A 23,972-nucleotide genomic window follows, 5' to 3' on the forward strand; every position below is an offset into this window, starting at 1 on the left:
GGTCCCCGGCAGGCGACAGAGAAAATAGAAGGATGGGTGACGGAGGACAAACGGATCGAACCAGATTACCACGCGATCTCGGCGCCCCTCGCCACTCCCGGGCCGCCTCCGCCCGGCTGCCGGGGCCCGCTCCCGCCGGAGGACGCGGCCTGGCCCTCCGGTTCCTTCGCGGTACTCTGGATGGAACATGAACGCGGCAGCGTCGGCGCGAGGACACGACGACGAAGAGGGTAAAGTCGACGCACAGTTCCGCCTGCTCGCCGAGATGCTCCCTCAGATGGTCTGGGCCGCTCGCGGCGACGGAGCATGGGATTACGTCAACGAGCAATGGCGCACGTACACCGCGCTGACGGCGGAGCAGCTGACGCGCGCGGGCTTCGCCGCCGCGGTCCATCCGGACGACGCGGCCCGCAGCGCGGCGGCGTGGCGCGCCGCGGTCGAGCGCGGCGCGCCGTTCGCCGAGGAGCTCCGCTTGCGGCGCCACGACGGCGCATACCGCTGGTTCCTCGCCCGAGGAGAGCCCGTCAGGGACCGCACCGGCCGGGTAGTCCGCTGGCTCGGGACGTCCACCGACGTCGACGAGCGCAGGCGCGCCGAGGCGGGGGCGCCGCGGCAGGTCGACGACGAGCTGCGCTGGAAGGCGGCCCTCCTCGACATGGCGCGCATCCGGAACATCGCCGATCACGCGCCCGTGGTGATCTGGGTCACGGCCCCTGACGGCTCGTGCATTTACGCCAACCCGCGGTGGCGCGAGCTCACAGGCCAGCCCGAGGCGACCACCCTCGGCTTCGGCTGGCTCGCGACGGTGCACCCCTCGGACCACGAGACGGCGGCGGAGACGTTCCGGCGGTCCACCGCGCGCCGCGAGGCCTTCAGGATGGATTACCGGTTCCGCCGCAGCGACGGCGCGTACCGCTGGTGCATCGACGCGGCCCATCCGTGGATCGGGCCGGACGGCGAGCTCCTCGGCTACGTCGGCTCGGTCATCGACATCACCGAGAGGAAGGAGGCGGAGCTGCTCCTGCGCGAGAGCGAGGAGCGGTTCCGCCGCGCCGTGATGGCGACGCCGTTCCCCATCATGATCCACGCCGACGACGGCGAGGTCATCAGCCTGAACCGCGCGTGGACGGAGATGAGCGGGTATGCCCGCGATCAGATCCCCACCCTCGCGGCGTGGATCGAGCGGGCGTACGGGGCGCAGAAAGGCGACGTGAGCGATCTGATCCAGTCCCTCTACGATGCCGACGGCGGCGCGGCCGAGCGCGAGCTCCCGATCACCACGGCGAGCGGCGAGCAGCGAATCTGGGCGTTCAGCGCCGCGCCGCTGGGGAAGGACGCGGCCGGCCGGCGGCTCGCCATCAGCATTGCCCACGACGTCACCGAGCGGAGGCACGTCGACGAGGCGCTCCGCGAGAGCGAGGCGCGCTTCAGGCAGCTCGCCGACGCGATGCCGCAGATCGTCTGGACGGCGAAGCCGGACGGCAGCATCGATTACTACAACCGTCGATGGTTCGAGCTCGCCGGCGCGGAGCAGTCGGAGGTGGCCGGCGATACCTGGACATCGTTCCTGCACGAGGATGATCGCCAGCGGGTCCTCGACACCTGGTCTCGCTCGGTGGCGACCGGCACTCCCTACGAGATCGAGCACCGCACCGCGTTCCCCGTCGCCCGCGAGCCCCGGTGGTATCTGGTCCGCGCCGTGCCGATCCGGGGAGCCTCGGGCGAGATCGTGCGGTGGTATGGCACCTGCACGGACATCCACGACGCCAAGCTCGCAGAGGCGGCCCTGAAGGAGGCGGACCAGCGCAAGGACGACTTCCTGGCGATGCTCGCGCACGAGCTGCGCAATCCGCTCGGGCCCATTCGCAACGCGGTCGAGCTCCTGCGGCACATGGCCGCGCAGCAGCCGGCGCTCGTGCGGGCGTGCGGCGTGATCGACCGGCAGGTCTCTCACATGGCCCGGCTGGTGGACGACCTGCTCGACGTCTCCCGCGTCGCGCGCGGCAGGATCCAGCTCCGCAAGGAGCGCTGCGACCTCGTGCGCCTCCTCCGGCACACGGCCGAGGATTACCGCAGCACGCTGGAGGCGAGCGGCTTGCGGCTCGATCTGGAGCTGCCGGCGGGGCCGGTCTGGGTGCTCGGCGACCCGACGCGGCTGTCGCAGGCCGTGAGCAACCTGCTGCACAACGCCAACAAGTTCACCGATCCAGGCGGCCAGGTGACGGTCGCGCTGTCGGCGACGCCGGAGAGCTCCGCCGTGGTTCGCATCCGCGACACCGGCATCGGCATGGATCCGGCGACGCTGGCGCGCATGTTCGAGCCGTTCAGCCAGGCCGATCGCAGCCTGGACCGCAGCCGGGGTGGGCTCGGGCTCGGCCTGGCGCTCGTCAAGGGCCTCGTCGGGCTCCACGGCGGCGCGGTCTCGGCCGAGAGCGGGGGAATCGGCCACGGGACGGAGATGGTCCTCTGCCTGCCGATCGAGCGCAGCCCGGATCCGCCGTCGGAGCGCTCCGCGCCGCCCTCGAGCGGCTCGTCGCAGGCGCTGCGCATCCTGATCATCGAGGACAACGTGGACGCCGCGGAGACCCTGCAGGCGCTCCTCACCCTGTACGGCTACCACGTCGAGGTCGCGCTGTCCGGGCCTGCCGGCGTGACAGCGGCGCGCTCGTTCCGCCCGGAGGTCATCCTGTGCGACATCGGCCTCCCTGGCGGGATGGATGGATATGGCGTGGCCAGGGCCTTGAGGGGAAGCGTAAGCCTCTCATCCCCCTCGCTGATGATCGCGCTGACCGGCTATGGTCAGGAGGAAGATCAGCGCCGGGTCCGGGAGGCTGGCTTCGACATGCACTTCATCAAGCCGATCGATCTGTCGTCTCTCCAGCGGATCCTCGCGTCGCTCACGACATCACCCGCGTGATCCCGTGAGCGCCTCATGGCGGTACGAACGACGCCCCCCCAAACCAACGTAAGCGCCGGCGGGGGGCTGTGCGCGGCGGCGCGCGGGTGGGCGCGGCGAGCACCGAACGAGGTGCCATAAGCTCTCAGGGGGCTCTACGTCTCATGCGCGCCTTGTGTGGCGCGCGACGAAACGTCCCAGGAGGCATGGCCCGAAGTGAGACATGCCGGGCGGTGTTCTCAGCGCAAGCTCCCTCGTCCCCGCCTCGGCGGATGGCCGAGCGCCCACCCGCGCGCCGCCGCGCACAGCCCCCCGCCGGCGCGCGCGGCTCGGCACAGCCGCGCGCGCTCGCCCTCCCCCCCTCCGTTACGCAGCCGCCGCCGGCTCACCCGCCGCCGCGTTCGCCGCCGCGCCGCCGCCCACCGCCTCGATCGGCGCCTCCTCCAGCGCCGCCGCGATCACCTGGCTCATGTCCTCGACGAAGATGATCTCCAGCCCAGCCCGCACCTCCGCCGGGATCTCCTCCGCGTCGCGCGCGTTCTTCTGCGGGAGGATCACCCTCGTGATCCCGGCGCGGTGCGCGGCGAGCACCTTGGACTTGATCCCGCCGACCGGCAGCACCCGCCCGCGCAGCGTGCACTCGCCCGTCATCGCCGTGTCCGAGCGCACGCGCCGCCCGGAGAGGAGCGACGTCAGCGCCGTGAACATCGTCACGCCCGCCGACGGCCCGTCCTTGGGCACCCCGCCCGCCGGGACGTGGATGTGCAGGTCCTCCGTCTCGAGCTTCGCCGCGTCGACGCCGAGCTCGCCGGCGTGGCTGCGCACGTAGGTGAGCGCCGCCTTCGCCGACTCCTTCATCACGTCGCCCAGCTGGCCCGTGATCTCGACCCTCCCCTTCCCCGCCATCCGCGACGTCTCGATGAACAGGATGTCCCCGCCCACCGGCGTCCAGGCGAGCCCGGTCGCGACCCCGGGCACGCTCGTCCGCTCCGCGACGTCGCTGAAGAACCGGACCTTGCCCAGGTACTTGCCGAGATCGCTCGCCTCGATCACCACGCGCGGCGCCTTGCCGTCCGCCGCGCGGGCGATCTCCAGCGCGACCGCCCGGCACAGCTTCTTGATCTCGCGGCCGAGCTGCCGCACCCCGGCCTCGCGCGTGTAGTCGCGCACGATCGCCGCGAGCGCCTCGTCCGTGATCGACAGCGATCCCGGATCGATCGCGTGCTCCTTGAGCTGCTTCGGGACGAGGTGCGACCGCGCGATCGCGATCTTCTCGTCCGGCGTGTAGCCGGACAGCTCGATGACCTCGAGCCGGTCCCGGAGCGGCGCGGAGAGCGCGCCGAGGTCGTTCACCGTGCAGAGGAAGACGACCTCCGACAGATCGAACGGCAGCTCCATGTAATGGTCGACGAACGTCCGGTTCTGCTCCGGATCGAGCACCTCCAGGAGCGCCGCCTCGGGCGAGCCGCGGAAGCCCGCGCCGAGCTTGTCGACCTCGTCGAGGAGCACGACCGGGTTCTTCACCTTGGCCTTCTTCAGCGCGTGCACGATGCGCCCGGGCAGCGCGCCGACGTACGTCCGCCGGTGGCCGCGCAGCTCCGCCTCGTCGTGCACGCCGCCGAGCGAGATCCGCACGAACGGCCGGCCGGTGGCGTCGGCGATCGACTGGCCGAGCGAGGTCTTGCCCACGCCGGGCGGGCCCGCGAAGCACAGGATGGTCGCGCGCGCCTTGCCCGTCAGCTTGAGCACCGCCATGTGCTCCAGGATGCGGCGCTTCACGTCGTCGAGGCCGCGGTGATCCTCGTCGAGCTTCGCCTGGACCGCGTCGAGGTCGTCCTTGACGGTCGCCCGCGCGCTCCACGGGAGATCGGCGATCCACTCGAGGTAGGTGCGGATCACGTTGTGCTCGGCGCTCTGCGGGCCGACCGACTCGAGCCGCCGGAGCTCCCGGTCGGCGACCGCGCGCGCCTCCTCGGAGAGGCCGGCCTCGTCGAGGCGCCGGCGGAGAAGCGACAGCTCGTCCTCGCCCTCCTCGCCGCCCGCGAGCTCCTTCTGGATGGCCCGGAGCTGCTCGCGCAGGATCACCTCGCGCTGGCCCTTGCCGAGCTCGCGCCGCACGTCGTTGTCGATCTTCTTCTTCAGGTCCGCGAGCGCGGCCGCCTCGGCGAGCAGGCCGGCGACCCGCTGGAGCCGCGGCACGACGCGCAGCTCGGCGAGCACCTCCATCTCCTTCTCGGTCGGGAGCCCGAGCGCGCCGGCGACCTGATCCGCGAACAGGCCCGGCTCGGCCCGGCTCGCGGCGGCGATCTCGGCGAGGTTCGTCGCGGTCCTCGGGCCGAGCTCGCGGGCGCGCTCGCGCAGCGACGCGGCGAGCAGGCGCGCCTCCTCGGCGTCGCCGGGGAACTCCGGCGCGAGCGCGCCCTCGGCGCGCCAGTACGGCTCGGTCTCGACAAGGGCCGTGAGCGCGAAGCGATCGAGCCCCTCGATCACCAGCCGGTAGCCGTTCGAGACGCGCGTGACGTCGACGACCCGGGCGAACGTGCCGATGTCGTGGAGATCCTCGCGGCGCGGATCCTCGCGCTTGGGGTCGCGCTGCGCGATCACGCCGATCACGTCGCCGGGGTGGACCGCGCCGAGCAGCGCCACCGAGCGGGCGCGGCCCACCGGGAGCGTGAGCACGGTGCCCGGGAAGAGCACGCCCGTGCGGAGCGGGAGCAGGGGGAATGGAGAGCGAGGCGCGCTGGCGCCGCTGCGAAGCTGGCTCATGCGAACTCCTGGGGCAGCGAAAGGCTCGCGCCATCCCTGCCGGATCGGATCGGTGGACGGGTCGTTGCGGAGCGCCGCGCCTCCGCCGGGTCAGGGCGGCGCGCGGCGCGCGGATGGGTCGCTCACGTAGACCGCCGCGAGCGACCGCTCGGGCGAGCTCCATGAATCGATGAACGGAAAGTAAATTCGTTCACGCGTCCGTCAACCCGCCCTGCGAGCGAGCGCGGCGGTCAGGTCAGAACGCCTCGACGCCGAGCACGAGGCCGGGCCAGCCGCGCCAGGGGTTCACGGTGTCGCCCTCGCCGAGGGCTTTGCTGCCGTACGGGCTGAGCTGGCTTTCCTCCACGGTGGCGCCGTTGGCGACGTTGTAGCTGGGGCCGCCGAAGACCGCGAGCTCCGGGGAGAGGCGGTAGCCGAGGAGCGCACGCGCCTGCGTCATCCAGGCCGAGAGGTTGCCCGTCGAGGGCTCGAGGAGGGAGTACCCGAGCACGTCCAGGTCGATGAAGGCGCGCTCGCGGAGATGGAAGCGGCCGCCCAGGCCGAGCGAGAACGCCAGCAGGGGGCGGTCGCCGGCCACGCGGACGCCGACCCCGTAGATGTTGTGGACGTGGACGCTCCCGTGCTTGAGGCCGGCCATCACGATGCCGGACTCCGTGCCCCACACGTCGACGTGGGTGCGGCCGTTGCGGATGAAGTTGAGCAGCCCGAGCGAGAACTGCGATGCGTCGGCGTAGTTGACGAGGCCGATCTGCGTCCCCTCCACCTTGCCGGTGGCCACGTTGACGAGCCCGAGCTGCACGTCGGTCGACGCGCCCGCGGCCACGTTGATCAGGCTGAGCTGCGTGTCGGTCCATTGGCCCGCGGCCACGTTGACGAGGCCGAGCTGCACGTCGGTCGCCGCGCCCACGGCGAAGTTGATGGCGCCGAGCTGCACGCCGGTCGCGTCGCTCACGGCGGCGTTGACCACGCCGAGCTGCAGATCGGCCGCGGCGCCCGCGGCGAAGTTGATCGCGCCGAGCTGCGCCCCGTCCACGGCGCCGGCGGCGACGTTGAGCACGCCGCCCTGCGCGCCCGAGACCGGGCCGGCGGCGACGTTGATCGAGCCGACCTGCGCGCCCGAGAGCGACCTCGCGAGGTTGAATGCGGCGGCGATCTGCGCCCCGCGCGCCGGGCCGAGCGCGAGGTTGGCGCCGGCCGCGAGCTGGGTGCCGCACACGAACGACGAGGCGATGTTGACGCCGCCGCCGGCCTCGATGCCGGAGATGCCCGCCGTGTACCCGCCGACGAGGTTGAGCGAGTAGCGGCGGACGACGTTCGTGCCGTCGAACGTCGAGGTGCCGACGAACGGGGCGAAGTCGGCGCCGAGGAAGACGTGCTTCGCGCCGGGGAGCGAGCACCGGGGAGGCTCCGGGGGCGCGGGCCGCGAGGAGCGCGCGGCCTGCGCGGGGCGCGCGGCGCCCGCGGGCGCGGCCTGCCCGCCGGCGGGCGGAGGCGCCGGGGGCGCGGCGGGCTCCGGCTGCGCGGGCGGCGCCTCGGGGGCGCGCTTGCCGAACGACGCCGCGAGCTCCGCGGCCTCGTCCCGGACCAGGTTGCCCGCGAGCAGGGCGATCGCCTCGGCGGCGCGATCGGGATCCCCGGGGAGGTCGATGGTGCGCTCGATGCGGCGGCCGTCCGCGGCGCTGTAGCTCAGCGTGACGCGGCCGTCGGGCTCGCCGCGGAGCACCAGCGTGGGGCGCCCGGCGGCCGCCGCGCGGGCCAGCGTCACGCCGGCGCCGAGCTCGCGCTCGACGGCGGCGCGCACCGCGTCGGGATCGAGCGTCCACGGCGCGCCGTCGACGACGAGATCGACGCCGGCGGCGCGCGGCTCCTCGGCGAGGGCGCGCGCGGGAGGCGCAGCGGCCGCGGCGAAGGCGCCCGCGGCCGCGAGGGCGCGCAGGAGGGCGACGCCCGCGCGGAGGCCCGCGCCGCGCGCGGACATCTTCCGATCGCGGCGCGGCGAGCCCCGCGGCGGCGCGGGCGGAGGAGCGATGTGGGGTGTGTTCATCGACCGTGCTGTGCCCGCTCGCGGCGCGTTCGTTCACGCGCGCGACGCTCGCGCTCACTCGTCCGCGCTGCGCATCGCCTCGAGCAGCGAGCGCGACTCGGCCTGGCGGTAGCCGCCGAAAGAGCCCTGCGCAAACGGCTCGAGCGCCCGCTGCGCCTCGTCCTTGCGGCCGAGGCGAACGAGGCAGAGGGCGCGGTTGTACTGGGCCTCGACGGCGAAGCGGCCGCGCGGGGCGGCCGCGAGGTAAGCGTCCCAGGCCGAGAGCGCGGACGCGGGATCGCGCTCGACGAAGTGCGCGCGGTGCGCCGCCTGATAGAGCGCGTCCGCGTCGGGACCCGGCGGCGGGCGCTGGATGGCCTGGGGATCGCTCGCTGACGCGCGCGCGGGCGCGGGGCGCGCGGCGCTCGGCGCGGTCCGCGCGGCGCTCGGCGCGACGGGCGGGCGCGCGCGCGGCGCGACCGCGAGCTCCGGCGCGCGCTGCGGCGCGGGGGCGACCGGGGGATCGGCGGTGGGCAGAGACGGCGGCGGCGGCGCGGGCGCGACCGGCGCGGCGCTCGCCTCGGCCTCCGGCGGCGCGGGCGCCGCGATCTCGGGCGCCTCGGGCGCGGGCGCGTCGGCCGCGTGCCGCGGCCCGGAGCGCGCTCGCGGCGGCGGCGCGGGAGGATCCCTCGGCGGCTCGGCCGCGCTCAGGCCGAGCTGGGACGCGATGTCGTGGAAGGCGTCCGGGAACCAGCGCGCGGCCGAGGCCCACGCGGCCGAGCCGACGAGCACGGCGGCCAGCGGGACGACCACGCGGACCGCGGTGAGCCGGCGGGCGCGCTGCGCCTTCAGGCTCCTCATCACGCGGGCGCGCGTCTCGTCGCGGCGGGCGACGGACGCGTCCGCCCCCTCGCGCAGCGCGCGCGCGGCCTCGCGGAGCACGTCGTCCTTCATGGGGTCCTCTCTTCCAGCAGCGTCCGGAGCTTCTGCTTGGCGTGGAACAGCCGCGTGCGCACCGTCGCCTCGGGCACGCCGAGGATCTCGGACACCTCGCGCGCGCTGCGCTCCTCGACCTCGCAGAGCACGAACGTCGCGCGCTGCGCGTCCGGCAGCGCGTCGAGGGCGCGGTTCAGGGCCTGGGCCAGCGCCGCGCGGCCGGCCTCCCGCTCGGGGCTCGGCGCGTCGTCCTCGTCCGGCTCCAGGGCGAGCCGCTCCATGGCGGCGCGGCGGCGCGCGGCGGCGCGGAGGTGGTGGCGGGAGTGGTTGACCGCGATCGCGATGAGGAACGTCTTCAGCGACGAGCCGCCGCGGAACCGCTGCGCGGCCTGCGGCAAGCTGACGAAGACGTCGTGCGCCAGGTCCTCGGCGGCGGCGTCGTCGCCGGTGAGGCGGCGGGCGAACCCGCGCACGGCCGCGTAGTGCTTGTCGTACGCCTCGCCGACCGCCGCGGCGTCCCCGCGCCGCAGCCGCTCGACGAGCGCCTCCTCCTCGTCCTGCGCGCGCTCGGCGCCGCGGGAGAAGAGGAACGGCATCACGAGCGCGATGGCCCTCATCGGCCGCGACCTCTCCGCGGCGCTCGCGGGGTGACCGGGGCCCGCCGCCTCTCCCGGCGGAAAGCCCGCCGCTCGCTCCGTCCCTTCTCGGTCCATCCCTGCGTTGTCATGGTTACATCCGAACGGGCCCAGCGGCGCTGCCCTTTTGACGTCGACGGGCGTCGGGGGGGTCGGGGCGACCTGGGGCACAGGGCTTCGTGCCCGGCGTGGCGGGGATCGTTCATGGGGCGGCGTCGGTTTCGTGCCCGGAGGGGCTCGGAACGTTCAACCCCGGCGGGGGAAATCGACCTCGGCCGGCGAGGTCGACCTCCGGGCGTGTTCCACCTCACCGCGCGGAGGGCTCGGGGCGGGGTGAGCGTCGAGATCGTGCGGAGGCGCGGGAGCGTTGAACGGAGCGCGCGGTGGCGGGCACGCAGCGTCGGGTGGGCAGAGGGCGCCGCGGGACGTGCGGCGCCGCTGCCCTGGGTCCATCGCTGATCAGGAGTGATGACGTATGAGCATGCGCACCGCCTTCGAGTGGGGCCTCGGCCTCTCTTTGTGCTTCGTCTCGACGACGATGATGGGTTGTTACATCAACACCAACGATCGCTGCGACTGGGATGAAGATGAGGAGGAGTGCTTCTGGGACGAAGGCCCCGACGCACCCCACGCGGGGCGCCCGGACCGCGACGAGGAAGAAGAAGATGATGATGACCCCTCGGGCGCCGGCGGCGAGGGCGGCGTGAGCACCGGCGGCCAGAGCGGCTCGGGCACCGGCGGCGAGGGCGGCGCGAGCACCGGCGGCGCGGGCGGGAGCTCCTCGGAGAACCCGGGCGCCTGCGAGGCGGACTGCGACTGCCCGAGCGGCAGCGCGTGCGTCGAGGGGACCTGCAAGACGCCCTGCGCGGCGTCGTGCGATTGCCCCGAGGGCGAGTCCTGCGAGGCCGGCTATTGCGAGCCGCCGCCCGAGCCGGCCATCTCCTGCGAGGCGGACTGCGACTGTCCGAGCGGCAGCGAGTGCGTCGAGGGGGCCTGCACCTGAGGCGCGCGGCGTATCCCGGGGGCCTTAGCTCACCGTGACCCGGGTCGCCTCGGCGCTCGCGGGTCGGGTCGCCGCGAGGCTCGCGGTGGGCACGTCGGCGTCCAGCGAAGCGCGCCTGGGGCCGGCTCCGCGCAAGATTCCGACGCAACGGCCGTACGCGGCGCGACGGCTACGGTGCGTGCAAGACATTGACGTTCAGCACCGACTCGGCGGCCCGGATGCCCTGATAGAGGCTGTCGCACTCGCTGTATCCGGCCACCTGGAGCCCGTAGGCCACGTGCGAGGCGTACATCGGCGCGCCGCTGTCGCCGCCGGTCCCGCAGAACGATCCCCGACCCAGCTTGCGCACGGTCACGCCGCCGTACGTGGCCGTCACCCCGAGCTGGGTGACGTACCCGCAGTCGCTGCGGCCGTAGAAGGCGCCGGTGGTGCAGATGCGCATGCCCAGCACGCTCGTGTTGTCGGATTTGATCGTATACGTCGTGTTGGTCGTCGTGTCCGGCCCGCTCGTGACATGGACCCACGGCTCCGGATCCCATCCGCCCGGGTTCTTGATCCGCAGGATCGCCATGTCACCGCCCTTGTGCCACTCCCAGTGCCACACGGAGCCGATCACATGGCTGGAGTTGTCCGTGAAGCGGGTCGACCAGTCGTCGGTGTTGCCGGGCGCGCAGTGCCCGGCGGTGAACTGGTAGAGCACGTCGTCGACTTTGCTCTTGGCGATGAACGCCCCCGTGCAACCCGCTCCGGAGTTGGTGATCCGGATACCGCCGCGTAGCGGCGGGTCACAATGGGGATAGACGCAGGCGCGCGCCGTGGCGCGGCCGGCGTACGAGCCGAGCGCGAGCACGTCGCCGAGCTCCGCCCTCGCGGCGGCGACCAGGTCGCGCTGGGCTTCGGTCAGCCGGCCCTCGGCTGGTACCTGCAGCTCGACCGCATTGAGATCCGCGCGCAAACCGGCGGTCAAGGTCGCGTCCGCGCCGTCGTTGACCTTCTCGATCCGATCGCCGAGCTGGTCGTTGGCGCGCTCGAGCTCCGCCATGGAGTGGCGCACATCGACGATGTCGTACCCTTCGGTCAGACCGATCTTCCGGGCCGCCTCCCGCACGAAAGCCACCGCGTCAGTGCCGGCCTTGCCCGCCACGCCGACGATGATCCGATCGCCGCGCGCGGCGTCGATCCAGGTGCCGCCGAACTGGTCGCCCAGACCGGCGCTGACCAGCTCTTCGAGCGCTGGCGCGAGCGTCTGCCAGCCGAGCCGCTGCTGCGCTTCGGCGTACGAGATGCCACGCTCGCGGGCAAACCCCGCCACTTCCCAGTCCGTCTCGGCCCGGGTGGCGGAAGACGGAGAGGAAAATCCGTTGGGCGACAGGTGTCCTTCCAAGGCGGAGTCCTCGTGGGAAGGCTCCGCGTCCGGATCGGCCGTCAAGCATCCCGAGAGCAGCGCCGTCACGACAGGGATGGCGAGCCACTGGAGGGACAGCGTGGTCTTTCGATGGCAATCGTACATGATCATCTCCGTTGTCGATCAAAGGCTCTGTCGGGGAGACGCGGCGTGACTCCGCCGATGAGCCCAGCCAAGGATCCCAATCACAGGCCGCCGCACGACACGCGCGTTCGCCGCGGAACAACCGCCTGCTGACATCGGCGATCCTGCGGCGCCCGTCCGAGGTAGCGCCGCACTCCGCTGGTTAGCAACGGGCGTGCCGATGAGCTCGCCGCGAACCGACGTCGGCCGCCGATACGCTTCAAAATCACCACGATGCGCGCGGCGTGGCTCTCGCGCCTGCGCGTCGGGACCGAGGTCGTCGATCACGAGGGCATCCAGGGGCTGAGGAGAGCGCGGTCGACATGTCGACATCATCGACAGCCACGAGATCACGACGGAATCGGTTCGACCTTGCGGTGCGCTCCCGCCCGGCAGCCGACGCGGCAGCTCGACCCTGGGGCGGCTCGCCGGAGGGGCGAGCCTCCACGCCTGGAGGCCACGGCCTCCAGGCCGCGGCCCTCATCCCGGCACCTCGCGCCGCCGGCAGCCTCCCGGGCGCGCGGCGCCGCCGCCCAATTCGCCGTCAGCGCATCGACCTCCCTCGCGGACGGCGACCCGCGCGTTCGACATCTGATCCCGGAATCCAGTCGTCCGACTTAACACAACTTAACAGCAAGCGGACGGAGTCTGCGGTACTCACCCGGCGGGGGAAAAACACCGGCTCAGGAGAATCCTTATGAGCGAGAAGAGCACCCTGTCGATGGATACCGATGCTCGTCGTCCGTCGCGCGCCGTCTGGCCGCGCGTCGGCGCGGCGCTGTTGCTCCTCGGAACCCTCGGCGGCGCCGCGTGCACCGCCGGCGGCGCCGTCGAGGAGGAGAGCCTCGGCGAGGCGAGCCTGCTCGGATCTTACCATCTGACGAGCACCTATACGGGCAACGTCGGAGACACCCGCGGCTGGCTCATCGAGTGGGAGGTCCCCGAGTTCGTTAACGAGTCCGAGGCCTGGGGCGTGGTGGGCCAGTGGTACTACAACCTGGAGTCCGGCATTTACCACACCCCGGACGGGTGGTTCGTCTACTACTTCGGAGATGACAACGGGGTCACGGGGAATCACTCGAGCTGCAACACCCAGTGGGGCTCGGGGGGCACCTGCGGCGGCTCGCTCAGCGGCCTGCAGCCCGGGGATCAGGTCGTCTTCAAGTACGAGTGGTGCACGTCCGCGCGCGTCGCCGACGTGAACGGCTCGCTGCTCTGCCTCTATGTCGACATGAAGGACGGCGCCGGCTGGCAGTTCCTCGCCCAGGACACGCGCACGACCGTCGAGATGTACGCGCACGACATCGAGCATTTCCGCGACGTGGGCCCGCAGTACGCCGAGCCGCAGATCTCCTGCGACACGCCCATCAAGATGCTGCGCCAGCAGCTGAAGACCACCTCGGGCACCTGGCAGAACATGTCGGGCTCGAGCACCTGGTCGTTCTACAACGAGCCTCCTTACGTTTACCAGAACAAGAACCTCAGCGCGTCGCCGTCGACCTGGGAGTCTTGCTTGCAGTGCAGCAGCCTGGCCGCATGGCAGTCGGGGCAGGTGTATACGCCCGGCACGCTGGTCAGCCAGGGCGGACAGTTCTGGCAGGCGAAACAGCAGATCTGGTGGTCGCACCCGGACTGCCCGCCCAGCAACCCGGCCTCCTGGTGCCCGGCCGAATGGGCCCGCCTCGGGTCGTGTAACTGATCGCGGATCTCTCCCCACGACGCGCGCTGGAGGGCAACCCTGCTCTCGAGGGTGGATGCGCACACAGCGCATCCACCCCCCTGCGAGCAGGGCACCTAAACCTTGTGCCGCCGGAGGGCGAACGCGACGCCCTCCTGGAGCGTCAAGAACGTCCTTAACCCCGAAAGCGAGACGCCGAGCGCGACCAGCTGCAGCGCCGCCTCCGGGCCGAGGCCGGTCAGCACCGGCTCCGCGCCGAGCAGCCGGACCGCGCCGGCCGTCCGCTCGAGCTCCATCGCCATCGCCTCATCCATCCTCGGCACGCCCGTCACGTCGATGATCGCCGTCCGGGTGCCCCGCGCGACGATCCCCGCGAGCAGCGCCGACCGCATGCCCTCGCCGCGCCGCGCGTCGAACTCCCCCACGAGCGGGACCACGACCGCGCGCCGGGAGATCGGCACGATCGGCGTCGACAGCGCCCTGAGCGCCTCGACCTGCGCGCGGAGCGCGATCTCCCGCTCGCGCAGCCGGCTCTCCTCCTCCTGGCGCTGCCGGAGCTCGGTGAGGTGCGCCTCGCGCTCGAGCAGCGCCGCGTGCGCCCTCGCGCGCTCCCGCTGGTGCCGCCACTTCGCGCTCAGCGCCGCGGCCATCTGCCGCACCTCCACCGGCTCGAACGGCTTCTTGAGGACCAGGTACCGGTCCACCTGCGAGAGCCGGCTCGCTATCTCCTTCCAGGACAGGTCGGTGTACGCCGTGCAGAACACCGCCTGCACGTCCGGATCCTCCTCGAAGATCCGGTGGATCGTCTCGACCCCGTCGATCCCGGGAGGCATCCGGAAGTCCACGAACGCCACCGCGTAGGGCTCCCCGCGCGCCCGCGCCTCGCGCACGAGCTCGACCCCCTCCTCCCCCTGGTGCGCCAGCGTGAGCTCGACGTCGAGCTCGACCACCGGGAGCGTCATCGGCGCGTCGAGGTCGCCGAAGAGCTCGGCCTCGTGCTCCTCGAGCGACGACCTCTGGGGCCCGACCTTCAAGATCCGCTGGAAATCGCTGTGGATCGCGGCGTTGTCGTCGACGACCAGGATCCTCGTTCTGTGGAGCACGCTCGCCTTGTTCATCGGTACCTCGGCCCGCGCCGGCCCCCTCGATCCGAGCGAGCCGGCAGTGCCGTGCGCGGAAGATCGCCGCTACGCACCGCCCGGGCGCGCGTCAAGCGAGCGCCTCGGCGCGCCGCTTCCCGCTCCGGGGCGCGGTGGCCGGGAGCTCGAGCGTGAACTTCGCGCCCTGGCCGGGGCCGTCGCTCTCCACGCGGAGGTCCGCGCCGAGCAGGCGGGCCTCCAGCACGCTCGCGTGCAGGCCGAGCCCCGTGCCCTCGGGCCACGTGGTGAACCCCTGCTGGAACAGCCGCGCCAGGTGATCCGACGCGATGCCCACGCCGGTGTCCTCGACCTCCACCGAGCAGCCACCCCCCTCCCGCGGCGCGCACCGCACGAGCACCCGGCGATCCGGGCCCACCGCGTGGCACACCGCCCGCCGCGCGTTCGTGATGAGGTTCGTGACGATCTGGAGCAGCCGGTGCCGGTCCGTCTCGACCCGCGCCTCGTCCGAGAGCTCGCAGACGACCTCGATGCCGTGGTGCGCGCGCTCGGCGCGGTTCAGCCCGACGCGCAGGGCGTCCTCGACCACCGAGGAGACCATGACCGGCTCGACGATGAGCTTCATCCCGGCGTTGCGCAGCTGATCGGACACGATGTCGCGGATGCGGGCCACGCACTCGCCGAGCTCCGCGAGCTCGCCGGCCGCGGACTCCTGCTCGGCCGCGAGGTGGCGCGCCAGCTCGTCGACGTACTCGATCAGCCGCTGGCCGCGCGGGTCGTCCGAGAGGAACCCGGCGAGGTCGTCCCGGTGCGCCTTCAGGAGCTGCGCGACCTGGCCGAGCCGCGGGACGCGCGAGCCCGCGATCCTCTCCGAGAGCTGCATCCGCAGCACCATGACGCTGTTCAGCGCGTTGCCCACGTTGTGCATGGCGCTGCCCGCGACCTCGGCCATCCCGGCCTTGCGCGCGGCGTCGACGAGCTGCTGCTGCGTGCTCCGGAGCTCGCGCGTGCGCTCCTCCACCATGCGCTCGAGGCTCTCGTAGACGAGCGCGTTGTTGAACGAGACGGCGGCCTGCGCGGCGAGCAGGTGCAGGATCTCGAGCCGCTCGGGCCCGAAGAGCCCCTCGAACAGGTTGTTCTCCAGGTAGATCGCGCCGAGCGCCCGCCCCTTGAACAGCAGCGGCGCGCACAGCATCGACCGGACCTTGCGCGCGCTCACGTACGGGTCGTCCCGCACGGCCGGGTCCTGCGAGGCGTCGGCGTAGATCACGCTCTGCCGCGTGCGCACCGCGAGCCGCACCGCCGAGGCGCAGACCTCGTCGCTCTGGTCCTCGAGCGGGATCGACGGCAGCGCCCTCGACGCCGGCGGGTGCGCCGTGCCCAGCGCCACCAGCGCGAGGTCGTCGCCGCGGACGAGCAGCAGCGCCCCCCGCTCGGCGCCGGCGTTCTCGACGAGCACCTGCACCATGCTGCTGAGCAGCCGCTCGACGACGAGCTCCTCGGAGAGCACGCGCGCCGCCTTGAGCAGCGTCTCCGCGTCGAACACGTCCGCCCGCGCGCCCCGCTCGCGCCCGGGCTTGATCAGCGGGAATTCCTCGGTCAAAAGCGCGATCTTGCGGTCCAGGCCCCAGCGGCCGTAGGCCTGCAGCGCGTCGGTCAAAAAGTCGAGCGCCACGCGCGTCCTGCCGCGCGACATCCAGAAGCGGCCGGCCAGCTCGCACGCGAGCGCCTCGATGTTGACGAACGCGTGCTGCCGGCCCAGCGCGATCGCCTGCTCGTACAGCCGCGCGGCCTCGTCCACCCGGCCGTCGAGCCGCGCCGCCTCCGCCTCGACCAGCGCGTGCTTGTGGGCGAAGTTCGCCGGGCAGCTCTCCGCCCAGCCGCGCAGCCGCTCGCGGCACGCGTCCAGATCGGCCCGGAGCCGCGCCCGGTCCCCCTCCGCCGCCTCGGGCAACAGCGCCGCCAGCGCCAGCGCCCGGTAGAACCGGAGCGCCGCGGTCTGGAACTTCCCCGCGAGGAAGCCGAGGTTCTCCTCCGCCTCGTCGGCCAGCCGCAGCGCCTCCGCGGGCAGGCCGTGCAAGTACAGGCACATCGCCTTGAGGATCTGGTAGTGGCAGAGCGCGTAGCGCGTCTGGTGCGCCTCGCAGTCCTTGAGGTACTGCTCCTCCGTCAGCGCCTCCTCGGCGACGGCGGCCGCGTCGCCCGTCAGGTCCCGCAGCGCCAGCAGCAGGCCGAGGATGCTGTGCGTGGCCACCGTGTGCTTGGTGCGCTTGGCGAAGCGCAGCGACGCGGGCAGCTCGTCGAGCAGCCCGCGCGCGCTCGCGCCGCGGAACAGCGGGTTGAGCAGCAGGTAGATGAGGAAGTAGCCCGCGAACTGGAGATCGCCCGCGTCCAGGCCCGCCCGGTAGCCGTCCCGGAACAGCGCGTCCGTCTCCGACAGCGGACGCACCCACGACTGGATGTTGTTGCCGAGGATGTAGCAGGCGCGGCAGAAGTCGCCCTGCATCCGGAACCGAAGGCCGATGTCCGCCGCCAGCCGGCCGAACGCGTAGCCCTGGTGGTAGTCGCCGTAAAAGTGCCCGATCAGCCCGCCGTACATGGCGAAGCCGTACGACGCCTCGGGCGCAAGGCCGTGCTCGAGCGAGATCCGCACGATGCTGCAGCACGCGAAGAAGTTCAGCTTCTCGAGCTTGAGCATGTACAGCGGCGCCATCAGCTCGTTGAGCACGCCCACCGCGAGCCGCTGGCTCTCGTCCGCGATCTCCTCCGCCTCGATCAGCGACGCCGGCGCCCGGCCGCCGAGCAGCTGCTCGACCCGCGCCGCCTCGGCCTCGACCAGCGCGTCGAGCTCCGCCGCGCTCGCGCGCGACGGCAGCGCCACGCCCACCAGCGCCAGCGCCTCCCGCCCGGCCTCCACCGTGTCGGTGAAGCGCCCGCGCATCGTGTACTGCACCATCCGCAGCTTCAGCAGGTCCGCCTTCTCGACCGGCGTCCTGGCGTAGCCGAGCGCCTCGGTGACGAGCGCCTCGGCCGCGTCCATGGCCCCGAGCAGGTACTCCACCTCGGCCAGCTGCCGCAGCAGGGCGAACGCGAGCGCGTAGTGCGACCCGAACGCGCCGGCCGGCAGCAGCCCGCGGCCCGCCTCCAGGTACCGCCGGGCGGCGGCGTACGCGGTCGCCTGCTTCGCGCGCACGGCCGCCTCGAGGTTCAGCTGCGCGATCGCGAGCCGCTCCTCGACGGACTGCACAAGGCCGAGCCCCTCGTCGAGCTGCTCGACGATCTCGAAGATGCGCTCGGAGCGCTCCTCCGGCGCCGCGGCCGCAAGCAGCCGGCGGCCGATCCGGAGGTGGACCGCCTCGCGTTGCGGCCTGTCGATGAGCCCGTAGACGGCCTGCTGCACCCGGTCGTGCAGGAAGCGGTAGCGGCCCGCGGCGGCCTCGCCGGGCGCGCTCGAGGGCTCGCCGACCGCGAGGATGTACTCGTCGCGGATCGCCGGCGCGAGGCGGCGCGCGACCTCCGCCCGGTCGAGGCCGGCGATGACCGCGAGCGTCTCCAGGTCGAACGTGTTCCCGATGCACGCGGCGAGCCTCAGGAGCTCGACCGTCCCGGCGTCGAGGCCGCGCACCCGCCCGCTCATCAGCTCGACGACGTTCTCGGTGAACCCGCGCGCCTCGATCTTCTCGATGTCCCACCGGAAGCGCCGCTCCTCCGGGCAGAAGTACACGAGCCCGTCCGCGTCGAGCGCCTGCAGGAACTGCCGCGCGAAGAACGGGTTCCCCTCCGTCTTGTGCATGACCAGCCAGGCGAGCGGCTCCACCGCCCTCGCGTCCTGCCGCAGGGTGTCGGCCACGAGCCGGGTCAGCGACGCGAACGACAGCGGGAACAGCTTGATCGTGTTCACCGTCACCGAGGTCGCCTGCACGGACCTCAGCGTCAGGCACAGCGGATGGCTCTCGTTCACCTCGTTGTCGCGGTACGCCCCGACGAGGAGCAAGGGCCCGAGATCCTCGCCGCCGTGGAGCCCCTCGAGCAGCCAGAGCGAGCCGGCGTCGGCCCATTGCAGGTCGTCGAGGAACAGCACGAGCGGCTGCTCGCGGCCGCAGAACGCCTTGAGGACCCCGCGGAACGCCAGCAGGAGGCGGTGCTGCGCCTCGGCAGGGCCGAGCTCGGCCGGCGCGGGCGGGACGTTCCCGGCGCCAAGGACGATCCCGAGCTCGGGCAGCACCTCGACGAGCAGCGACGCGTTCCTCCCGAGGCGCTTCAGCAGCGACTGCCGCGCGGCCTCGACGCGCTCCGCGCTCTCCGCCAGCACCTGCTGGAGCAGGCTCCGGAGCGCCTGGATCACCGCGGAATACGGGATCCCGCGGTGGAGACGGTCGAACTTGCCCGAGATGAAATAGCCGTGCTCCCGCGTTAGCGGCTTGTAGATCTCGTGCACGAGCGACGTCTTGCCGATCCCGGAATAGCCCGTGATCATGATCATCTCGCGGCTGCCCGCGAGCGCCCGCTCGAAGATCGACAGGTACTGCTGCGCCTCCGCCTCGCGGCCGTAGAGGCGCTGCGGGATGCGGAAGTGACCGGAGACGTCGTGCTCGCCGGGCGGGAACGGGTCGATCCGCCCGGCCTCGCGGAGCGCGCGCTGGCACCGCTCCAGGTCCTTCGACAGCCCCTCTGCGCTCTGGTACCGCTCCTCCGCGTCCTTCGCGAGGAGCTTCATCACGATGGCCGACACGGCCGGAGGGACGGAGTCCTCGGGCAGCGGCGCGGGCGGCCGGGCGAGGTGCGCGTGCATCCACTCGAGCGGCCCCGAGGCGTCGAACGGCAGGCGCCCGGCGAACATCACGTAGAACACGACCCCGAGCGAGTAGAGGTCTGTGCGCCAGTCGAGCGTCCGGTTCATCCGGCCCGTCTGCTCCGGCGACATGTAGGGGAGCCTGCCCTCCTCGACCGTGCTCTGGGCCTGCGGGTGCTCCTTGCGGAGCCGCGTCGAGAACATGAAATGGGTGAGCCGGACCGCGCCTGTCTCGGGGTCGACGAGGAAGCTCTGCGGCTGGATGTGCTTGTGGATCACGCCGCCGCCGTGCACCTCGGCGAGCGCGTCGGCCATGCGCGCCGCCCACGAGAGGAGCTGCGCGATCCGGAGCGGAGCGCGCGCGAGGAGCGCGTCGAGGGGCACGAGCCCCTCGTCCTCGAAGACGAGCACCGGTGTCTCGCCGGAGAGCTCCACCCGCGCGGGGCAGAGCGCGCGCGCGGCATCGAGAGAGCGGGTGATCTCGAATTCGTTGAGCAGCGCAGAAGCGGCCGCAGCAGCCGTGTGACGAGGTGAGTCGAGGTGCCCCTTGAGCAGCACGCGGCGCTCGTCGCTCTCGCGCACGGCGCGCACGAGGCTCCACCGCTCATTTGTCGTCTGCACAACCTCTTCGCTTCGATAGCCCACAGCTGCTTGCAAGGCTCTGCTCCGATCTGGCGAGGCGATGACTGCCCTCCAGCAAGGGGCGGATAATAAGCCGCCGATCCGCGGCTGTCACAGAAATTGTCGAAACTCCAGGGAGAACTCGGCGGCTATCGACGTTGGCGCGTGCTTGCGCGTGTTGGCGCGTGCTTGCGCGTGTTGGCGCGCCGCTGCGCGCTCGAGATCATCGAGCCAGGGAGTGCGCACACTGGCCCTGGCGGTGCGCGGATCGAGGTATTTCGTGCCCGGAAGACGCGAGCTCGCGCCGCGCAGGCGCGTTACGCAGCTCGTCAAACAGCCTCGCTGGCCCGCGCCGCGGGGGCGGCGACTCGGGATCTCGGGCCCGCCGCGCGGCGCCCGCCCGGGCCGGCGAGCGGGGATACGCCCGCGTCGCGTCAGCGCTTCGGCTTGGGGGCGGGCGCGCGGCCGACGAGGCCGTAAAGGACGATCCGGTGGACCGCGGACAGCATCGCCAACGCCTCCTCGCGGGAGCTCTGGAACAGCCACGGAGGGGAGAAGCTCGCGTAGGCGCGGAGGAGCGCGCGCGCGGCGAGCTCCGGGTCCTCGGCGTCGAGCTCGCCCGCGCGGGCGCCGCGGGCGATGAGGTCGCGGAGGAGGGCGCGCTCCTCGTCGAGGAAGCGGGCGTGGGCCGCCTTCACGGCGCGGCTCTGGCAATGCACGAGGTCGCAGGCGTGCGCGCCCGAGCCGGCGAGCTCCAGGAAGGAGCGCGCGCGGGCGTCGAACACCGCGCGCAGCCGGTCGCAGAAGGGCAGGTCGTCCACGGCCGCGGCGGCGCGCATGGCGGCCATGACGGCGCGGTGCTGGCCCTGGGAGAGCTCCTCGACGATGGCGTCCTTCGAGGCGAACTCCAGGTACACGGCGCCGACCGCGATCTCGGCCTCGCGCGCGATGTCGGCGACGGTGGTCTTGGCAGGCCCGTACCGGCGGAGGAGCCGCTCTGTCGCCTCGAGGATCCGCTGACGCCGCTCGCTCGCGCCGCCGGGGTGACCGTGCTCCATGGCGTGAGCGATGTTCTCTCGGATTCACGCCCGGGGGAAGCGTCCCGGCGAGGCGTCGGCGGGAACACCCCGGGGGCGGCGCGGGCCCCGCGCGGCGCCGGGGGAGGCGCGAGCCGCGTGGACGGCGCGCGGGCGCCGGAGGAGGCGCGGACGGCGCGCGGGCGCGGGCGCGGGGCCGGGGGAGGCGCGCGACGGAGCCGAGCCATGACGTTGATTGCCGTCCGCCCGGCGGCTATCGTGGGCTGGCTTTGCGCCGGATTCTCCGCGAAGATCGCGCGTTTCACGCGATCCGCGATCCGGCGGGCCGAAGGGACCGATCGATGACGAGCACCGCGCCGACACACGACGAAGCCGAAGGGCTGGTTCGACAGGGGCAGGTGATCGCCGGCAAGTACCGCGTCGAGCGGGTGATCGGCGTCGGCGGGATGGGCGTCGTCGTCGCCGCCACCCACCTCCAGCTGGAGGAGCAGGTCGCGATCAAGCTGCTCCTGCCCTCGGCCGCCCACTCGCGCACGCTGGCCGAGCGCTTCGTGCGCGAGGCGCGCGCCGCGGTGAAGGTCAAGAGCGAGCACGTCGCCCGCGTGACCGACGTCGGGACGCTCGAGTCGGGCACGCCGTACATGGTGATGGAGTACCTGTCGGGCAGCGACCTCGCCGACGCGCTCCGCGCCGGCGGGCCCATGCCGCCGCAGATCGCCGTGGAATACGTGCTCCAGGCTTGCGAAGCGCTCGCCGAGGCGCACGCCGCGGGCATCGTCCACCGCGACCTCAAGCCGGCGAACCTGTTCCTGACGCGGCGCGCCGACGGCTCGCCGTGCGTGAAGGTGCTCGACTTCGGGATCTCGAAGGTGGCGACCGGCGGCGCCGATCCGCGGATCACCGACACCACGGCGGTGATGGGCTCGCCGCTCTACATGTCGCCGGAGCAGCTCAAGTCCGCGCGCGACGTCGACGCGCGCACCGACATCTGGTCGCTCGGCGTCATCCTGTTCGAGCTGCTCGCGGGCGCGCCGCCGTTCGACGGCGCGACCATGCCGCAGCTCTGCGTGGCGATCATGCAGGGGATCCCCCGCCCGCTCGCCTCGTTCCGCCCCGACGTACCCCCGGCGCTCGAGGCGGTGATCCAGCGGTGCCTGGAGAAGATGCCGGAGCGGCGGTTCCGCGACGTCGGGGCGCTGGCCGAGGCGCTCGCGCCGTTCGCGAGCGGGCGCGCGCGGGTCTCCATCGACCGGATCAGCGGGATCTCGAGGAGCTCGGCGCCGTCGCGGCCGGACGCCGCGGCGCGGAGCGGGGCGATCTCGCCGACGATGGCGAGCACCTCCGCGCCGTGGACGGGGACGGTCGTGCGGCGGAAGCGGCCCGTGGGGCTCGTCGCGCTGGCCGGCATCGGCCTGTCGCTCGCCGTCGCGCTCGGGATCTTCGGCTTCCTGAGCGCCCGCGCGGGCCGCGACGGCGCCCCGGCCGAGCCCTCCGCGAGCGCCGCGGCGGCGCCGTCGCCGGCGGGCTCCGCGGCGTCGCCGGACGCGCCCGCGGCGCCGTCGCCGGCGGGCTCCGCGGCGTCGCCGGACGCGCCCGCGGCGCTCTCGCCGGCCGTCACGCCCGGCGGCGTCGAGGCGCCCTCGCCGACGGAGGAGCGCGCCGCGCCGGGCCCGGCCGCGGCCGCCTCCGCGGCGCCGGCCGGCGGCAAGCCCGCGGCGGCGCGCCCGGCGAGCGCCGCTCCTCGACCCGCCCCCGCACCCGCACCCGTGGGCGCCGCGGCCGCGCCGCAGCCCCGGACCGCCCGGCCGGCCGCCGCTCCTTCCGCCGCGCCGGCGAGCGGCAACCTGTTCGACGATCGCAAGTGAGGACACGACCATGACGAGCCTGCCCATGCAGCACCTCGGGCGCCTGCTGGCGCTCGCGATGTTCCTTGCCGCCCTCGTGGGGGGCGGCCGCGACGCCAGGGCCGACACGGCGGCGGCGCAGGCGCTGTTCGACGCGGCCCGGCAGCTGATGGCCCAGGGCAAGCACGCCGAGGCGTGCCCCAAGCTCGAGGAGAGCCAGCGGCTCGATCCCGGCATCGGCACGCAGTTCAACCTCGCGGCCTGCTACGAGCAGGTCGGCCGGACGGCGAGCGCCTGGTCGACGTTCCTCGACGTGGCGGGCGCGGCCAAGGCCGCCGGCCAGCTGGAGCGCGAGAAGGTCGCGCGGCAGCGCGCCACGGCGCTGGAGCCGAAGCTCATCCGGCTGACGATCACGGCGCCCGCGGACGCCCCGGTCGACCTCCAGGTGAAGCGCGACGGCGCCCTCGTGGGGCGCGCGCAGTGGGGCACGCCGGTGCCCGTGGATCCCGGAAAGCACACGATCGAGGCCTCCGCCGCAGGCCGATCGCCGTTCGTGAAGACCGTCGAGCTCAACAAGGCCGGCGCCTCGGAGACGGTGGCCGTCCCGCAGCTCGCGGGCGCGCCGGCCCGCGCCGCCGCCCCGCCGGTGAGCGGCCCCGCCGCGCCGCCGCCGGCGCGCGCCGCCGCCCCGCCGGCGAGCGGCGCCGCGCTCGCCCCTGTGGCCGGGCGCGCGCCAGCCCCCCCGCCGCAGCCGCTGACCCGGCGCCGCAGCAAGGGGATGATGGTCACGGGCATCGTCCTGACGAGCATCGGCGCCGTGGCCCTCCTCGGCGGGGGCCTGGCGATCGCCGCGAGCTCGGCCACGGACCCGGATTACACCGGGGATCCCACCGACCCGTTCGAGGAAGATTTCACCTACGAGGAAGATGCCAGCGCGGCGGACGCCGGGGTCGCGCTCATCGTCGGCGGGGTCGTCTTCGCCGGCGTCGGCATCCCGCTCGCCATCGTCGGCGGCCGCAAGGTGCCGGTCCAGCCGGAGAAGAAGGCCGCCTCCGCGCCGCCGCCCGAGCTCGTCCTCGGCCCGCGTTACGCCGGGCTCCGCTGGTCCATGTGAGC

13 protein-coding genes are annotated in these 23,972 nt (G+C 73.2%); 5 read left to right on the forward strand and 8 right to left on the reverse strand.

What is annotated here, in order from left to right:
* Nucleotides 1-187 precede the first annotated feature (187 nt).
* Entirely contained in the window at nucleotides 188-2,917 is a 2,730-nt protein-coding gene (locus WMF26_RS27270) for a PAS domain S-box protein (protein ID WP_437995049.1), read from the forward strand.
* A gap of 345 nt (nucleotides 2,918-3,262) precedes the next feature.
* On the opposite strand, the gene lon is transcribed toward WMF26_RS27270, so the two are convergent.
* The 4 genes from lon to WMF26_RS27290 all read right to left on the reverse strand — a co-directional run bounded on the left by lon (nucleotide 3,263) and on the right by WMF26_RS27290 (nucleotide 9,238).
* Nucleotides 3,263-5,662 (reverse strand): endopeptidase La, encoded by a 2,400-nt coding sequence (gene lon / locus WMF26_RS27275; protein ID WP_437995050.1) that lies wholly within the window; start codon nucleotides 5,660-5,662, stop codon nucleotides 3,263-3,265.
* A gap of 235 nt (nucleotides 5,663-5,897) precedes the next feature.
* On the reverse strand, nucleotides 5,898-7,706 hold the full coding sequence (locus tag WMF26_RS27280; protein WP_437995051.1) for an LA_2272 family surface repeat-containing protein: 1,809 nt from the start codon (nucleotides 7,704-7,706) through the stop codon (nucleotides 5,898-5,900).
* 54 nt (nucleotides 7,707-7,760) lie between these two features.
* Nucleotides 7,761-8,639: a tetratricopeptide repeat protein gene (locus WMF26_RS27285; protein WP_437995052.1), complete on the reverse strand. Its 879-nt coding sequence runs from the start codon at nucleotides 8,637-8,639 to the stop codon at nucleotides 7,761-7,763.
* On the reverse strand, nucleotides 8,636-9,238 hold the full coding sequence (locus WMF26_RS27290; protein WP_061623474.1) for an RNA polymerase sigma factor: 603 nt from the start codon (nucleotides 9,236-9,238) through the stop codon (nucleotides 8,636-8,638). The genes WMF26_RS27285 and WMF26_RS27290 overlap by 4 nt, the downstream gene beginning before the upstream one ends.
* Before the next feature lie 493 nt (nucleotides 9,239-9,731).
* Here WMF26_RS27290 and WMF26_RS27295 point away from each other — a divergent pair, with 493 nt between their 5' ends.
* Nucleotides 9,732-10,259, forward strand: a complete 528-nt coding sequence (locus WMF26_RS27295) for a hypothetical protein (RefSeq protein ID WP_437995053.1) — start codon at nucleotides 9,732-9,734, stop codon at nucleotides 10,257-10,259.
* Nucleotides 10,260-10,428: 169 nt separating this feature from the next.
* Here the strand turns inward: WMF26_RS27295 and WMF26_RS27300 are convergent, their stop codons facing one another.
* Nucleotides 10,429-11,643: a S1 family peptidase gene (locus tag WMF26_RS27300; protein WP_437995054.1), complete on the reverse strand. Its 1,215-nt coding sequence runs from the start codon at nucleotides 11,641-11,643 to the stop codon at nucleotides 10,429-10,431.
* Between the two features lie 841 nt (nucleotides 11,644-12,484).
* Here WMF26_RS27300 and WMF26_RS27305 point away from each other — a divergent pair.
* Complete coding sequence (locus WMF26_RS27305; RefSeq protein WP_437995055.1) at nucleotides 12,485-13,486, forward strand: hypothetical protein; 1,002 nt, start codon at nucleotides 12,485-12,487, stop codon at nucleotides 13,484-13,486.
* Between the two features lie 95 nt (nucleotides 13,487-13,581).
* Here WMF26_RS27305 and WMF26_RS27310 read toward each other — a convergent pair whose 3' ends face one another.
* The 3 genes from WMF26_RS27310 to WMF26_RS27320 all read right to left on the reverse strand — a co-directional run bounded on the left by WMF26_RS27310 (nucleotide 13,582) and on the right by WMF26_RS27320 (nucleotide 21,033).
* The gene (locus WMF26_RS27310) at nucleotides 13,582-14,583 is read right to left on the reverse strand and encodes a response regulator (RefSeq protein WP_437995056.1); all 1,002 of its coding nucleotides are present in this window, start codon (nucleotides 14,581-14,583) and stop codon (nucleotides 13,582-13,584) included.
* Between the two features lie 91 nt (nucleotides 14,584-14,674).
* Nucleotides 14,675-19,975: a trifunctional serine/threonine-protein kinase/ATP-binding protein/sensor histidine kinase gene (locus WMF26_RS27315; protein WP_437995057.1), complete on the reverse strand. Its 5,301-nt coding sequence runs from the start codon at nucleotides 19,973-19,975 to the stop codon at nucleotides 14,675-14,677.
* 434 nt (nucleotides 19,976-20,409) lie between these two features.
* Nucleotides 20,410-21,033, reverse strand: a complete 624-nt coding sequence (locus WMF26_RS27320) for a TetR/AcrR family transcriptional regulator (RefSeq protein ID WP_437995058.1) — start codon at nucleotides 21,031-21,033, stop codon at nucleotides 20,410-20,412.
* Between the two features lie 320 nt (nucleotides 21,034-21,353).
* On the opposite strand from WMF26_RS27320, the gene WMF26_RS27325 reads away from it, so the two are divergent.
* Both WMF26_RS27325 and WMF26_RS27330 read left to right on the forward strand, forming a co-directional pair.
* Entirely contained in the window at nucleotides 21,354-22,877 is a 1,524-nt protein-coding gene (locus tag WMF26_RS27325; RefSeq protein WP_437995059.1) for a serine/threonine-protein kinase, read from the forward strand.
* Between the two features lie 10 nt (nucleotides 22,878-22,887).
* Nucleotides 22,888-23,970 (forward strand): hypothetical protein, encoded by a 1,083-nt coding sequence (locus WMF26_RS27330; protein ID WP_437995060.1) that lies wholly within the window; start codon nucleotides 22,888-22,890, stop codon nucleotides 23,968-23,970.
* Nucleotides 23,971-23,972: the final 2 nt, after the last annotated feature.

The sequence above is a fragment of the Sorangium sp. So ce185 genome, assembly GCF_051526825.1.
GTDB classification, from domain to species: Bacteria; Myxococcota_A; Polyangia; order Polyangiales; family Polyangiaceae; genus Sorangium; species Sorangium cellulosum_D.

What these genes read in the sequence shown, in the direction of transcription:
- WMF26_RS27270 (WP_437995049.1), top strand. Translation starts at nt 188, where the DNA reads ATGAACGCGGCAGCGTCGGCGCGAGGACACGACGACGAAGAGGGTAAA.
- lon (WP_437995050.1), bottom strand. Translation starts at nt 5,662, where the DNA reads ATGAGCCAGCTTCGCAGCGGCGCCAGCGCGCCTCGCTCTCCATTCCCC.
- WMF26_RS27280 (WP_437995051.1), bottom strand. Translation starts at nt 7,706, where the DNA reads ATGAACACACCCCACATCGCTCCTCCGCCCGCGCCGCCGCGGGGCTCG.
- WMF26_RS27285 (WP_437995052.1), bottom strand. Translation starts at nt 8,639, where the DNA reads ATGAAGGACGACGTGCTCCGCGAGGCCGCGCGCGCGCTGCGCGAGGGG.
- WMF26_RS27290 (WP_061623474.1), bottom strand. Translation starts at nt 9,238, where the DNA reads ATGAGGGCCATCGCGCTCGTGATGCCGTTCCTCTTCTCCCGCGGCGCC.
- WMF26_RS27295 (WP_437995053.1), top strand. Translation starts at nt 9,732, where the DNA reads ATGAGCATGCGCACCGCCTTCGAGTGGGGCCTCGGCCTCTCTTTGTGC.
- WMF26_RS27305 (WP_437995055.1), top strand. Translation starts at nt 12,485, where the DNA reads ATGAGCGAGAAGAGCACCCTGTCGATGGATACCGATGCTCGTCGTCCG.
- WMF26_RS27310 (WP_437995056.1), bottom strand. Translation starts at nt 14,583, where the DNA reads ATGAACAAGGCGAGCGTGCTCCACAGAACGAGGATCCTGGTCGTCGAC.
- WMF26_RS27320 (WP_437995058.1), bottom strand. Translation starts at nt 21,033, where the DNA reads ATGGAGCACGGTCACCCCGGCGGCGCGAGCGAGCGGCGTCAGCGGATC.
- WMF26_RS27325 (WP_437995059.1), top strand. Translation starts at nt 21,354, where the DNA reads ATGACGAGCACCGCGCCGACACACGACGAAGCCGAAGGGCTGGTTCGA.
- WMF26_RS27330 (WP_437995060.1), top strand. Translation starts at nt 22,888, where the DNA reads ATGACGAGCCTGCCCATGCAGCACCTCGGGCGCCTGCTGGCGCTCGCG.